The sequence below is a fragment of the Bacillus sp. Medicinal_06 genome (genome assembly GCF_056711665.1).
Map to the genome: position 1 here is coordinate 76,492 of NZ_JBWYHD010000001.1, position 13,156 is coordinate 89,647.

At 35.6% G+C, this 13,156-nt stretch carries 14 protein-coding genes and 3 pseudogenes; 5 read left to right on the forward strand and 12 right to left on the reverse strand.

Annotated features, from left to right (window positions below):
- Nucleotides 1–13: 13 nt before the first annotated feature.
- The 5 genes and pseudogenes from acoB to AC1M36_RS00410 form a co-directional block, all read right to left on the reverse strand.
- On the reverse strand, nt 14–1,048 hold the full coding sequence (gene acoB, locus AC1M36_RS00390) for an acetoin:2,6-dichlorophenolindophenol oxidoreductase subunit beta (protein ID WP_336451183.1): 1,035 nt from the start codon (nt 1,046–1,048) through the stop codon (nt 14–16).
- 17 nt (nt 1,049–1,065) lie between these two features.
- Nucleotides 1,066–2,064, reverse strand: a complete 999-nt coding sequence (gene acoA / locus AC1M36_RS00395; protein WP_336451184.1) for an acetoin:2,6-dichlorophenolindophenol oxidoreductase subunit alpha — start codon at nt 2,062–2,064, stop codon at nt 1,066–1,068.
- Between the two features lie 230 nt (nt 2,065–2,294).
- Nucleotides 2,295–3,125 (reverse strand): alpha/beta fold hydrolase, encoded by an 831-nt coding sequence (locus tag AC1M36_RS00400; protein WP_479845490.1) that lies wholly within the window; start codon nt 3,123–3,125, stop codon nt 2,295–2,297.
- A gap of 159 nt (nt 3,126–3,284) precedes the next feature.
- Nucleotides 3,285–3,581, reverse strand: a pseudogene (locus tag AC1M36_RS00405) (MFS transporter); the annotation flags it as partial.
- A pseudogene (locus AC1M36_RS00410) lies at nt 3,572–3,892 on the reverse strand (AraC family transcriptional regulator); the annotation flags it as partial. The pseudogenes AC1M36_RS00410 and AC1M36_RS00405, both read right to left, overlap by 10 nt.
- Nucleotides 3,893–4,066: 174 nt before the next feature.
- Here AC1M36_RS00410 and AC1M36_RS00415 point away from each other — a divergent pair.
- Complete coding sequence (locus AC1M36_RS00415; RefSeq protein ID WP_479845491.1) at nt 4,067–4,909, forward strand: SDR family oxidoreductase; 843 nt, start codon at nt 4,067–4,069, stop codon at nt 4,907–4,909.
- A gap of 48 nt (nt 4,910–4,957) precedes the next feature.
- Here AC1M36_RS00415 and AC1M36_RS00420 read toward each other — a convergent pair whose 3' ends face one another.
- From AC1M36_RS00420 to AC1M36_RS00430, 3 genes are read right to left on the reverse strand one after another with little or no spacing between them, the layout of a single operon-like run.
- Nucleotides 4,958–5,431 carry an NUDIX domain-containing protein gene (locus AC1M36_RS00420; protein WP_336451186.1) on the reverse strand — a complete coding sequence of 158 codons (474 nt, stop codon included), beginning with the start codon at nt 5,429–5,431 and terminating at the stop codon, nt 4,958–4,960.
- A gap of 31 nt (nt 5,432–5,462) precedes the next feature.
- Nucleotides 5,463–6,287, reverse strand: coding sequence for a PP2C family serine/threonine-protein phosphatase (locus AC1M36_RS00425; protein WP_336451187.1), 825 nt, complete (start codon nt 6,285–6,287; stop codon nt 5,463–5,465).
- Nucleotides 6,271–6,744 carry an HIT family protein gene (locus AC1M36_RS00430; protein WP_479845492.1) on the reverse strand — a complete coding sequence of 158 codons (474 nt, stop codon included), beginning with the start codon at nt 6,742–6,744 and terminating at the stop codon, nt 6,271–6,273. Before AC1M36_RS00430 ends, AC1M36_RS00425 begins: the two co-directional genes overlap by 17 nt.
- A 213-nt stretch (nt 6,745–6,957) precedes the next feature.
- On the opposite strand from AC1M36_RS00430, the pseudogene AC1M36_RS00435 reads away from it, so the two are divergent.
- Nucleotides 6,958–7,203 (forward strand): annotated as a pseudogene (locus AC1M36_RS00435) (hypothetical protein).
- A gap of 78 nt (nt 7,204–7,281) precedes the next feature.
- Here the strand turns inward: AC1M36_RS00435 and AC1M36_RS00440 are convergent.
- Both AC1M36_RS00440 and AC1M36_RS00445 read right to left on the reverse strand, forming a co-directional pair.
- Complete coding sequence (locus AC1M36_RS00440; RefSeq protein WP_336451402.1) at nt 7,282–8,121, reverse strand: ABC transporter permease; 840 nt, start codon at nt 8,119–8,121, stop codon at nt 7,282–7,284.
- On the reverse strand, nt 8,114–9,319 hold the full coding sequence (locus AC1M36_RS00445) for a quaternary amine ABC transporter ATP-binding protein (protein WP_336451189.1): 1,206 nt from the start codon (nt 9,317–9,319) through the stop codon (nt 8,114–8,116). The genes AC1M36_RS00440 and AC1M36_RS00445 overlap by 8 nt, the downstream gene beginning before the upstream one ends.
- Before the next feature lie 202 nt (nt 9,320–9,521).
- On the opposite strand from AC1M36_RS00445, the gene AC1M36_RS00450 reads away from it, so the two are divergent.
- Nucleotides 9,522–10,379, forward strand: a complete 858-nt coding sequence (locus tag AC1M36_RS00450; RefSeq protein ID WP_336451190.1) for a glycine betaine ABC transporter substrate-binding protein — start codon at nt 9,522–9,524, stop codon at nt 10,377–10,379.
- Nucleotides 10,380–10,432: 53 nt separating this feature from the next.
- Here AC1M36_RS00450 and clpP read toward each other — a convergent pair whose 3' ends face one another.
- A complete protein-coding gene (gene clpP / locus AC1M36_RS00455) occupies nt 10,433–11,014 on the reverse strand; it encodes an ATP-dependent Clp endopeptidase proteolytic subunit ClpP (RefSeq protein WP_336451403.1) in 582 nt (193 codons plus the stop codon).
- Between the two features lie 21 nt (nt 11,015–11,035).
- Nucleotides 11,036–11,734, reverse strand: coding sequence for an RNA polymerase subunit sigma-70 (locus AC1M36_RS00460; protein WP_336451191.1), 699 nt, complete (start codon nt 11,732–11,734; stop codon nt 11,036–11,038).
- A 147-nt stretch (nt 11,735–11,881) separates the two neighbouring features.
- Here AC1M36_RS00460 and AC1M36_RS00465 point away from each other — a divergent pair, with 147 nt between their 5' ends.
- Together AC1M36_RS00465 and rpiA are read left to right on the forward strand one after the other, a co-directional pair.
- Entirely contained in the window at nt 11,882–12,202 is a 321-nt protein-coding gene (locus AC1M36_RS00465; protein ID WP_336451192.1) for a 2Fe-2S iron-sulfur cluster-binding protein, read from the forward strand.
- A 16-nt stretch (nt 12,203–12,218) separates the two neighbouring features.
- Nucleotides 12,219–12,881, forward strand: coding sequence for a ribose 5-phosphate isomerase A (rpiA, locus tag AC1M36_RS00470; protein WP_479845493.1), 663 nt, complete (start codon nt 12,219–12,221; stop codon nt 12,879–12,881).
- Nucleotides 12,882–13,156: the final 275 nt, after the last annotated feature.

The window sequence follows — 13,156 nt, forward strand, 5'->3', positions numbered from 1 at the left end:
CTCTCTCCCTTCGTTATACGTTTAATAATGAACGGTCTCCAATCATTTCAGATACTGTTTCAATTACTTTTTCAGGCGTTGGTAAATATAACTTTTCAAGCGGTGGTGAGAACGGAACTGGTGTATGTGGTGCTGTAATTCGTTTAATTGGTGCATCTAGTAAATCAAATCCTTTATCTGCAACAATGGCTGCAATATCCGTTGCAATGCTACATCTTGGGTTCGCTTCATCAATTACAATTAGGCGATTTGTTTTTTCAACAGATTTCAAAATTGTATCTTCATCAAGCGGTGATAAACAGCGCGGGTCAATTACTTCTACTTCAAATCCTTTCTTCGTTAACTGCTTCGCAGCTTCTAACGCCGTATGCACTTGTTTCCCAATTGCTACAATCGTCACATCAGATCCCTCTCGTTTTACATCTGCTTTTCCTAATGGAATTGTGTAATAGTCTTCCGGAACTTCTCCTTTCATATTGTAAAGCGTTTTATCTTCAAAGAAGATTACCGGATCATCATCTTCAATTGATGCTAGTAATAGCCCTTTTGCATCATACGGAGTTGACGGAACAACTACTTTAATGCCAGGAATACTTGTAAATAATGCATATAAACTTTGTGAATGCTGCGCTGCTGCACTAAATCCAGCTCCGTGCATTGTACGAACCGTAACAGGTACTTTCGCTTTACCGCCAAACATGTAGCGGAATTTCGCCCCTTGGTTTAACACTTGATCCAGACAGCTACCAATAAAGTCATTAAACATTAACTCAGCAATTGGACGTAATCCTGTCGCAGCAGCAGCCATCGCAGCCCCCATATAACCAGCTTCAGAAATTGGCGTATCTAAAATACGCTCGCGGCCAAATTCTTGAACTAGTCCTTTTGTAACCCCAAGGACACCGCCCCATGCTTCGTCATCTTGTAAGTGATCTACTTGTGCACCACCCGCAACGTCTTCCCCCATTAAAATGACATTTTCATCACGGCGCATCGCTAATTTCATCGCTTCATTAATTGCAGTTGACATACTCTCAATTCTAGTCATTCTTTTTCACCCTCCTCTTATTTATAAGAAACATATACATCTGTTAATAACTCACTATTCTCTGGATATGGACTATTTTCACTAAATTCAATTGCTTTTTGCACTGCCTCATCGACTGCTTTTTCCATATTTACAAGCTCAGTTTCTGTCAGCAAGCCTTCATTGATTAAATGTTTGCGGAAATTGACAATCGCATCTTTTTCATTTAAATGCTCTTCTCTTTCTTCTGCTGTTTTATATGTTTGTGCTTCACCTTCGAAGTGACCGTAATTTCGATATGTCATGCACTCAATTAAAGTTGGTCCTTCTCCATTACGCGCACGTTCAACCGCTTCTTCCGCCGCTTTATATACTGCTAGAAGGTCTTTTCCATCAACGCGAACGCCAGGAATATTATAAGCCTTCGCACGATCCGCAATTGATTTACAACTAGACGCATATTCAAACGGTGTAGCTTCACCATAACCATTATTTTCAGCAACAAAGATAACCGGCAGTTTCCAAATCGCAGCTAAATTCACACCTTCATGAAACGTCCCTTCATTGTTTGCACCATCCCCAAAGAAACAAACACTTACATCCTTTGTCCCTTTATACTTTGCTGTTAACGCAGAACCGCATGCAAGTGGAAATCCACCTCCTACAATACCGTTTGCACCAAGCATTCCTTTATCTAAATCGGCAATGTGCATAGAGCCGCCTTTTCCTTTACATAATCCAGTTGCTTTTCCGAAAAGTTCAGCCATCATACCATCTAAATCGCAGCCTTTTGCAATACAATGTCCATGCCCTCTATGTGTACTTGTAATACTATCGCTATCTGTTAAATGGGCACACACACCAACTGCTACCGCTTCTTCCCCGGCATATAAATGAACGAAACCTGGTAATACACCTTGCGCGAACAATTCGTGTACCTTATCTTCAAATTTACGAATCTCTAACATTTTTTCGTACATCCAACGAGCTTGTTCTTTTGTCATTTCATTCCCTTTACTTTCAGTTGTTTTTAACATGTTTCAGCCCTCCTATTTTCTTGTTCACTTTTTAAATTGCAAGTATCGTGCCAAATTTAAAACGTTAGAATGATGGGACTTTTCTCTTTTTAAAAGAGAAAAAAGTGGACATAACGAGACAGCTGTCTCATTATGTCCACTTTTGTACACTTCATAGATTTAAACTCTTTTATTACTATAAAAATATAATTTATTATGAAATTTCTTCTTAATTATATTGGTGTAAATGACTAAAAAACATCATTTAAACTCGCAACAGTATTTACTCTCACTAACCATTCTTTCACTAAAGCTTCGAATAATTCAGGCTGTTCAATCTGTAAGTTATGCCCTGCCATATCTAGAACAGCGAATGTCGCCCTTGGGTAATCTTCAATGACATCCAATAAATCTTGATACCCCACAACGATATCTTGCCGCCCTGCAAGCAAAAGTACCGGATTTACATATTTTTGTTCATTTTCAGAATAGGTAAGACGATAATTTTTTTGTAAATTTTCGATAAACTCATCATCAGCTACTGTAAGCCCTGGCTTAATTTCTTCATTATATCGATTATATGTATACTCGTTTGCTATTACTGCTAGTTCGCAAAACTCTCTTCTCTCTTCTAGTGAAAGACTGTTTAAAAATACATCATCACCCTTCATAAGGTTAGTACTTGGAACTGTTCTCTTTTCATGCTCTGCAATTACAACCGGACAAATTAGCAATAAACCGTCAATTTTGTTAGGTATTTTTGAGGTGATTGCTCTAGATAAATATCCTCCATAAGATTCTCCAACAAGTAAAAAGTTTTCATTAGGAAGAATCTTTTTTAAACAGGAAGTTAAAATATCCAATAACATTTCAGAACTATCTATCCATCTAGGTGCATTCGATTTCCCCATACCTGGTAAGTCAATATATATCCGCTTATAACCTGTATGTTGCTGAAAGATTGGTTCCATACATCCCTTCATTGCTCTATGGTCAATAGAACATCCATGCAGCATAACGATGGGTTTTCCTTCGCCAATAATTTCATAATATATTTCCGCATCTTGAATATGACATATCATAATAACTCCCCCTTTGCATCTCTCTTTTCTCATTAATCATTCAAATACTCGCTCTTAATAGAACGTACGATCTTATTTTATATTATCCACTATTAGCTAATAAATCAAATTTTTCGTTACTATGTCATAATTCGATATTTTCTATATTTAAACTATACATTATTTTTCTAACGGTTTACGCTTCAACAATTTCAAATCCGTACTTCTTTCACTTTTTAAAATCATGCCAATACAGAAACTAATAAGAAAACCAAAAACGCCTAACCCATATGATGCCGCAAAACCATACCTTTCAATCATCCAGCCAGCGAGACCTGGTCCCACCATTTGCCCTACTGCATAAAAAATAGAAATAAATCCTATTGCCACCGAAACATATTTTGATGATACTTGTTTTGATGCTGCAACTTGAATTAGTAATAGAACACCTCCTAAACTTGATCCCCAAATGACACTTCAAAATCTCTCATAAAATACAAATAACAATTTCCAGACACAAGATTATAAGATGAATTAGAAATATGTATTTCCCCTGACCCTTGTAAACAAAAATTAAGTTCAACCATTGCCGCACCTGATGCAAATTGAATACGATGATTATTATGAAATTGATAGTTTGATAAAACAATTTCCATACCGGAAAATGAGGTCCATCTTTGTATTTCTCCCTCTCCTATCGGCTTTAATACACGCATCGTCTGTTCTTGTTCTACATGTAATCCATTGAAATATTTATAAAAAATATCATGAAAACCGCTAAGCCCCATGAAATTCACACTCCTTTTTTCATAACAACACCCTATTATAATTGATAATCATTTTCAATTATTACAAATATATAGAGAGAAACAATATCTATGCTTGGCTATGTAATATAAGAGAATAATAGATTTTCTTTACATAAATCGTTATGATGTAAGAAAAAAGAAAGTGAGCGGAAAATGAATAAAATCGCGATTATTACAGGTGCATCCAGTGGATTTGGCCTTTTAACTACCCTCGAGCTTGCAAAAAAGGACTATTTCGTCATCGCTACAATGCGTAATCTTGATAAACAAGCAGAATTATTATCTCAAGCGACTGCATTACACTTACAAAAAAATATCAAAATCCATCAACTAGATGTAACAAATCAAAAATCTATACATACATTTCAATCATTTTTAAAAGAATTAAAACGAATTGACCTTCTCATCAATAACGCAGGGTATGCGAGCGGTGGATTTATAGAGGAAATTCCGGTAAAAGAATATCGCAGACAATTTGAGACAAATGTATTTGGAGCAATATCCATAACTCAAATTGTATTACCTTATATGCGAAAACAAAAAAGCGGAAAAATTATTAATGTAAGTAGTATTAGTGGCCAAGTTGGATTTCCTGGTTTATCTCCCTATGTTTCTTCAAAATACGCATTAGAAGGTTGGAGCGAATCCCTCCGCTTAGAAGTAAAACCATTTGGGATAGATGTTTCTTTGATCGAACCAGGTTCCTATAACACAAACATATGGGAAGTTGGTAAAGAACTTGCTGAAAATTATTCAGAAGCAGACTCTCCTTATAAAGATTATATGGATAAAATACAACGTCATATTAATAGTGGGAGTGATACATTTGGCAATCCGATTGATGTCGCTCAAAAGGTTGTAGCGATTGCTGCTGCAAAACATACAACACTTCGATATCCAATTGGAAAAGGCGTAAAATTGATGATGCTTGTGAAAAAAATGCTTCCGTGGAGAGTGTGGGAATTTCTTGTACTTAAAAGTTTTAAAAAAATGTAATGACAAGTAAAAAAACAAGAGTAGTTACACACTACTCTTGTTTTGACTTTAAAACAAATACATTACAACACTGAATGAAATCGTTAAGCATATAACTCCAAAAAAAGAAATTACATATTCCTTTGATTCTATTAAAGAAACAATTCCTTCAGGATAAGTCGGTTTATCTTTCAGCTCCTGTATCTTTTTCCATGTAAGAATAATATTTTCATGTTCTTTATGAAATAACGGTTCATTTATCTCCGTTATCGACTTACACCAATGAAATAACGTACATTGATGATGTAGCTTTCCATCAATTTGAAATATATGTTCATTTACAATCGCTAATGTCTCCACTTGAACTTGTAAATCATATTCCTCAAATAATTCCCGATTAATTGCTTCACATGCTAGCTCACCAAATTCAATGGATCCGCCAGGGAAACGATAGAATGTTTCTTTGTCGTCACATTGAACAAGAACCTTAGAACGCTCCTCATTCATGATACTGGCTTCCGCACGCAATAAAGGTCTTTTCATTTTCTTACCCCTTATTTTACTGATTGGAAGATTATCTTTTCTCCGGTTGATCACTCGGATAAGTAGAATAAACATGATTTTCATAGTCCCAACTAATTATTGTCGCACTATCTCTCCCAAGTTGATGATGAACATGCTCTAGCACATTTTGAATACATTCTGTTAGTTTTACTTTATTTTCGTATATATCCTTATATAAATGAATTGGATTTTCATAACGACGCTCTCCACATTCGAGTACACCATCTGTTACCATTACGATTCTATTGCTTCCTGTACGTAGCTCTCGAACACCTGAAGAATAACATGGAACGGGTAAAGAAAATGTATTCACATTCCCAATCCATTCATAAAAATGACGTTGGTTTAGCATATGCTGTCCTAATTTATGCAACTCTTCATGAAATACATAAACAAGACAATCTCCGATAGAAAGCCACCAAATATAATTTTCTTTTCGTACGCATATTAAGCACGCTGTTTCACCCTTCACTTGCTGACACGCCTGTTTAAATGAATGAGATTGAAAAAGTGTAAGAATATGATGTTCAACAGAACGAAATACCGTTTCAATGGGTTCTTCTAATAAAACTTTTATATTCTCATAGGCATTTTGGATTGTATGTACGACTAAAGCGACACTTTCTACACTATTGTGTCCATCTAATATCATCGCAAATTCCCAATTTCCATTTGACCAAAACAAGGCACCGTCTTCATTCTTTTTTGCACCTGCACTTGTATTCCCACCATATCTGCCAAGCGCCATATCACCATACTGCTGAACTGAAATTTCCCCTAAACACATTTCATCACTACCAACCCATAAATATTGTGTATTATTTGTTGTATGCATATTCGTTCACCATATACGTTCGTATTCTTTCACATAATTTTTGTATTTGTTCTGCTTGTCCATGAGGAGCGCCTTCCCAATTTACAAGTTTAGCCGGAGACCAAAATTCTTGCGGCATGTTTGGGTAACGGGGAATGAGATGCATATGATTTGCCCCATTACCAGAAACGACAGCGTATATATGTTCTGCACCCTCACATTCTTTTAGCGCACGGCTCACTCTACTCATAATTAGGCCGAAACCTTTTGCCTCTTCTTCAGTTAATTCAGCTAGCCCTGGTGTATGTCTTTTTATATCAATCATTACATATCCAAGATACGTTTCATCTTCTTCCCAATGAACATGTCCCACATATACGAGCTCATCTTTATAGATTGCCCCGCCTGGCACTTTAATTTCCCCTCTATGTTTCCGACATATAAAACAGTGTTCTTCAGCGTGACTTTGTGTAGACATGTATATCCCTCTATTCTTTGAATTTACCATAATAATACCATAAAATGCCGTATATTTCAGACTATTCGGAAGAAGCTTGTTGTATATTCCTATTATTACAAACCAAAAATATAAGACCTTGTAATTCCTTTGCTTTTTCATCGAGTCACTTTTTAAACAGAGATGGGCATTTATTATAGAGAAAAATTCTTTCTTGAAGAAGGAGAAAATCATATGCACCCACATTGGAATTCTCATATGAATGATCCACCCATCCCCTATCCAAACAACACTGTATGAACTACAACACCAATTCCTCATGGTTCTCATTACACGATACAACGAATGACAAATCTTGAAAATCAATTAGCAAAATTGATCTCATTAATCGAAGAAAACCATCAATTAATAAAATCGATGGAACAAAAACAAAATCAAGTGTGTACACCAGCTGGAGGTTCAGTAATTGTGTGTATGTAATCCTGTTTCATTCTATACTTTCATTCAAATAAAAAACACGCATCGTAACCTCGCTTACGATGCGTGTTTCATTTCTCTTTACACTCTTTTTTTCTTATGAAATCCTTGTGTAATCCGATCTAATATAATCGCAATGACTACAATAGCTAGTCCAGCTTCAAATCCCATTCCAATATTTACTTGGGTTACAGAACGATATACATCTACCCCAAGTCCAGGTGCTCCTACAAGTGAAGCTGTAACAACCATCGATAAAGACAGCATGATGCTTTGGTTTACACCAGCCATAATAGTTCCTGTTGCGAGAGGTAACTGAACTTTAAATAACTTTTGCGATGTAGTTGAACCAAATGCATTTGCAGCTTCAATTAAGTCTTCCGGTACTTGCCTAATTCCAAGATCAGTAAATCGAATCGTCGGTGGCATCGCAAAAATGACAGATGCAATAATACCAGGAACAACACCTACTCCGAAAAATGTAATCGCTGGAATTAAGTATACAAAAGCCGGCATTGTTTGCATAAAGTCTAATGTTGGTTTTAATATTTTTGAAAACCGTTCATTTTGGGATGCTAAAATACCAATTGGAATCCCAACAATAATGGAAATAATGACTGATGTGAGAACAAGCGCCAATGTTTGCATCGTTTGTCCCCAATAGTTAATGTTTAGAATAAATAATAAGCCGATTAACGTAAATACCACTAAAGATATTTTCCTTGTAGTATACCAAACGAGAAAACATACGATTATAATCATTAAAAATGCTGGAATCCATGTTAAGGAATTTGTCAGTAAATCAACGAAACCACCAATCACATATGAAAATCCTCTAAAGAGTCCTTCAAAATTCTCATATAAACTTGCAACAAATGCATCAACCCATTCACCTAAAGGAATACGCGGAATACTATTCATCGTCATTCACCTCTTCCTCGATATTTCCTGCAAGGGCTTGAATGACACTTTCCCGTTTTATGATGCCTCTTAGCCTTTTCTTTTCATCAATGACTGGTAACGGTAGCTTCATTTCCGCCATTTTTGCATACGTTTCTTCCAACAATGTATCTACATACACGTGCGGAATATCTTTTATTAACAAATCAGCAATTGGCCACTGTTTGTGAACGGCTTTACTCGCATCATCAGCTGTTAATACCCCTAAAAATTCATGTTTTTTATTTACAACATATACGGTAGACACCCCCGCATTTCTCATAATTTGCAGGGCTACTCGAGGACCACGGTCAATTAATAATGTTTCCGGTCTTTTTAAAATTGATTCAGCGGTAATAACCTTACCTAAATTCACATCTGCAACGAATTTCTCTACGAACTCATTTGCAGGACTCATCATAATTTCTTCAGGCGTTCCGATTTGTACAATTTCTCCGTCTTTCATTAACGCAATACGATCACCAATTCGAAGCGCTTCATCTAAATCATGCGTAATAAAAATGATTGTTTTTTCCATTTTATCTTGGAGCTCTAACAATTCATCTTGCATTTCTTTTCGAATAAGCGGATCTAATGCGCTAAATGACTCGTCCATGAGAAGAACATCTGGATCATTCGTAAGAGCCCTTGCAATCCCAACACGCTGCTGCATTCCGCCGCTTAGCTGGCCTGGAAAGCTATCTTTATGATGATCTAATCCTACTAACTTAAGTGATTCCAGTGCCTTTTCTTCTCTTTCTTCTACTGGAACTCCTTGTATCTCTAAACCATAAGCAACATTTTGTATAACTGTACGATGCGGAAATAACGCAAACTTTTGAAAGACCATGCTCATCTTGGTTCTTCGGACTTTTCGGAGTGCCTCTTTCCCCATTGTCGCGATATCTTCTCCATCTATGTATATATGACCTGTTGTTGGTTTTATTAATTGGTTTAGCATACGTACAAGAGTTGATTTCCCGCTCCCAGATAGCCCCATAATGACAAAAATTTCTCCTGTATATACTTCAAACGTTGCTTTTTTCACTCCAACGTTCATTCCCGTTTCTTTTAATATTTCTGATTTACTTTTTCCTTCCTTTAATAAGGCAACTGCTCTTTGAGGATTTTTTCCAAATACTTTTGTTACGTTTTCAACACGTACTTTTGTATTTTCCATACAACGACTCCTTTTCTGCCTATCTATTCACATAGTGTAACGATTTTAAACAGAAATATTACATAGAAATGACATAAATAAGCTTTTTTTAAAATTCTTGTTTCCGTTCATAATAAGAAGGTTCACTTATAGATTTATTCATAAAAGCAATGCTATACAAAATGAAACAAAACAATTTTTATTTATGAAACGGGAGGATTCAATGAAACGGAAAATATGTCTTATAAGCATTTTGTTATTTATCAGCATGATTATTACCTCTTGTAATGCTACGAATGCAAATATGAAAGGGAAAATTAAACTTGGTGTAACAAGTTGGAAAGAAAATATTGCAACCGCAAATATGTGGAAAGTTTTATTAGAACAAAAAGGCTATAAAGTTGAACTCATGTATTTAGAAAAAGCAGCTATTTGGACTGGTGTCGCCCGCGGTGATGTTGATGCAAACTTAGAAGTATGGCTTCCGGTTACCGATAAACCCTTAAATGATCGGTATAAAAATGACATTGTCTTAAAGTCGAAATGGTATGAAGGAACTGGACTTGGTTTAGTCGTCCCTTCTTATATGAAAGACATTAACAGCATCGAGGATTTAAACGCCCATAAGGATGAATTGAACAACAAAATTGTTGGAATTGAACCTGGTAGTAGCCTTATGAATTTAACGGGTAAAGCAATGAAAGAATATGATATAAAGCTAAAACTTGTCCAATCTTCAGAAGCGGCAATGATGAGTGAGTTAAAAAAAGCTTATACGCAAAAGAAACCAATCGCTGTTACGCTTTGGAATCCACACTGGGGCTTTTCAGAATTTGATTTAAAATATTTAAAAGACCCTAAGAAAGTATATGGTGAAAAAGACGACATTTATTACTCTGTACGTAAAGGTTTCGAAAAAGATTATCCGGAAATTGTGAAATACTTCGATAAATGGAAAATGAATGATGAACAGCTTGGTACATTGATGGTGATGTTAAATGAAACGAAGGATCCTGAAGAGGCTGCCCGAAAATGGATTAAAAAGAACCAGGCATTAGTAGATCAATGGATAAAAGACTAATTTCTCATACAAAAATAGACCAGAGAAGATAATAGTCTCTGGTCTATTTTAAATTATTTTTTCTCAATAACAGCATCAACGATACCATATGTTTTCGCTTCTTCCGCTGTCATAAAGTAATCTCTTTCTGTATCATGCGCTACTTTTTCAATTGGTTGACCTGTTCGATCCGATATAATTTTGTTAATATCGTGTTTTAACTTTAATATGCGTTTTGCGGTTATTTCAATCTCTGTCGCTTGCCCTTTCACTCCGCCAAGCGGCTGATGAATCATAATCTCACTATTTGGAAGCGCAAACCTTTTTCCTTTTGCTCCAGCAAGCAACAATAATGCTCCAAATGACGCTGCAAATCCCATACAAAGTGTTTGAACATCTGGTTTAATAAGATTCATCGTATCCAATATCGCAAATCCTGCTGTAGTGGAACCACCTGGGCTATTAATATATAGAAAGATATCCTTCTCCGCATCTTCGGCTTCTAAAAATAATAACTGCGCGACTATACTGCTTGCTACTTGATCATTAATTTCTGATCCAATCATAACAATTCGGTCTTTTAACAACCTTGAATATATATCATAGGAGCGTTCTCCTAATTTTGTTTGTTCTACAACATAAGGAATTGCATTCATCATAATCCCTCCATCTACTTTTTAAGCTGCGCATCGCATATCACCGTAAGAAAAAGGTGTTTTCGTATTGAATAGTAGTACTGGCTGCTTCGATGATAGATGTGTAAAGTCGATTGTTGGAAGAAGTTTTGTCAACAATTCTGGTCTTTGTTCACGAATGGCTGTTACAACTACTTCAACATCATCCTCCTGCCCTGCTAATTCAATCTCCCCTTCTTCATTTACTATTTTCAACCTATTTCTACTACGAAACAGTGAGGCCTTTACTGCACCTTCTGATATTGAACATATCTCCGCAATATCGGATAAACTATATTGAAAAACATCTTTTAATAAGAAGATGACGGATTGCTGTACATTTAATAATGACAAAACTTTCTCCACCATCTCATGCACATCAGCAATTTTTTCATGTGGTTCTTCAAATGTAATCTCCTGCTCTAATTTCTTCTTAACTGATTTTGCTTTCATTTGATCTAGCCATTGATTTCGAGCGATTTTATATAGAAGCGTAATACAAACCTCTTTATATTCTGCACCTACATATTTTTGGAGTACTTTACAAACCGTTTCTTGGGCAAGATCTTCTCCGTCCCATTTGCTTTTTGTTAAAAACGTACAGTACCTTTTTAACTCCGCATAATTTTCAATGATAAAGTTTATATTTGAATGATTCATATCGATATGATTTTTTAACATTCGAGTTATTTTTGTGCACAAAATAACCACTCCTTTTCAGCGCTTACTTTATAAACGATTTTACCGATAAAAAAGTTACGGGTCTGATAAAAAATTTTACAACGTTTATGATTACGAAAATGGGGTCATAAATATGTTATGTAGAATTTTACATGAGGAGGCAATCATATGCCAAAATTAACCGTTATAGGTAGTGGCACGTTTGATGTAAAAGAAGGAACAAAATTAGTACTAGCACTTGAAGATAATGGTGTCCATATTCTTCATCGATGCGGAGGGAAAGCACGTTGTACCACTTGCCGCGTTGAAATTATAGATGGAGATTTTCGCGAACCTACACATATTGAGAAGAATGCGATTACTGAAAAAGGAATTGAAGACCACCTGCGATTATCATGTCAAATGTACGTACATACAGATCTCACCGTTCGTCCCATATTAACAGTTGAAAATTCCGGATTAGATGCTGGACCACGACCTGCAGAATAACTTTTGGAGAATGATAATGAATTTAAAACGTTTAGCTGGTGAATATGCTGCTGATTTTATAAAAGATGGGATGAAAATCGGACTTGGCACTGGTTCTACTGTATACTGGACGATACAAAAATTAGGACAGCTAGTTAGCGAAGGTTTAACGATTCAAGCTGTACCAACATCAATAGAAACTAAACAGTTGGCACAACAACTATCTATCCCTTTAATCTCGTTAGATGACATAGATTATCTTGATCTCACCATTGATGGCGCAGATGAGATTAATCCCAACTTACAATTAATTAAGGGGGGCGGTGGTGCTCTTCTACGTGAAAAAATAGTCGCCACTTCTTCCCAAAAATTTACTATTATTGCTGATGAATCGAAACTTGTAACACATTTAGGTACCTTTCCTCTTCCTATTGAAATCGTACCGTTCGCTTGGGAACAAACCGCAAAAAGAATTCGATCATTTGGTTGTCAGACAATTTTACGTATGCAAAACAATCAACCGTTTATAACAGACAATGGTAATCTAATCTTAGATTGTGTTTTTCCAAACCAAATAACCAAACCAATCGAAACTCATCAGCAGTTAAAAATGATAACTGGTGTAATTGAAACTGGTCTATTTATTAATATGGTGGATAAAGCAATTATTGCTACGGAAAACGGTAAAAAAGAATTATAATGAAAAGGCTGACTATAATTACGTATCATCGTTGAAGTCAGCCTTTCTGTATTGATAACTGTAATTTTGGAATACAGTTTACTAAAAACGGATTCCCTTGTTATAAATCTGAATTCATTTTTTATAAAAAAGTTTGATTATAATTCTTTTAGAATTCTTTAGTTAAAAAGAAGAAAAACGTTGTCATATATACCTTTTTACAGAAAATCATTATATTTTTTCTCTAATTAAAGTAACCAACCTTTTCTCTGAATCCCCCTCCATATCCACCAAGA

Coding starts and splice junctions, on each gene's coding strand:
- rpiA (WP_479845493.1), top strand. CDS start 12,219: ATGAATTTAAAACGTTTAGCTGGTGAATATGCTGCTGATTTTATAAAA.
- AC1M36_RS00415 (WP_479845491.1), top strand. CDS start 4,067: ATGAATAAAATCGCGATTATTACAGGTGCATCCAGTGGATTTGGCCTT.
- AC1M36_RS00430 (WP_479845492.1), bottom strand. CDS start 6,744: ATGTCTACACAAAGTCACGCTGAAGAACACTGTTTTATATGTCGGAAA.
- AC1M36_RS00445 (WP_336451189.1), bottom strand. CDS start 9,319: ATGGAAAATACAAAAGTACGTGTTGAAAACGTAACAAAAGTATTTGGA.
- acoA (WP_336451184.1), bottom strand. CDS start 2,064: ATGTTAAAAACAACTGAAAGTAAAGGGAATGAAATGACAAAAGAACAA.
- AC1M36_RS00420 (WP_336451186.1), bottom strand. CDS start 5,431: ATGAAAAGACCTTTATTGCGTGCGGAAGCCAGTATCATGAATGAGGAG.
- acoB (WP_336451183.1), bottom strand. CDS start 1,048: ATGACTAGAATTGAGAGTATGTCAACTGCAATTAATGAAGCGATGAAA.
- AC1M36_RS00425 (WP_336451187.1), bottom strand. CDS start 6,287: ATGCATACAACAAATAATACACAATATTTATGGGTTGGTAGTGATGAA.
- AC1M36_RS00450 (WP_336451190.1), top strand. CDS start 9,522: ATGAAACGGAAAATATGTCTTATAAGCATTTTGTTATTTATCAGCATG.
- AC1M36_RS00465 (WP_336451192.1), top strand. CDS start 11,882: ATGCCAAAATTAACCGTTATAGGTAGTGGCACGTTTGATGTAAAAGAA.
- AC1M36_RS00440 (WP_336451402.1), bottom strand. CDS start 8,121: ATGAATAGTATTCCGCGTATTCCTTTAGGTGAATGGGTTGATGCATTT.
- AC1M36_RS00400 (WP_479845490.1), bottom strand. CDS start 3,125: ATGATATGTCATATTCAAGATGCGGAAATATATTATGAAATTATTGGC.
- clpP (WP_336451403.1), bottom strand. CDS start 11,014: ATGAATGCAATTCCTTATGTTGTAGAACAAACAAAATTAGGAGAACGC.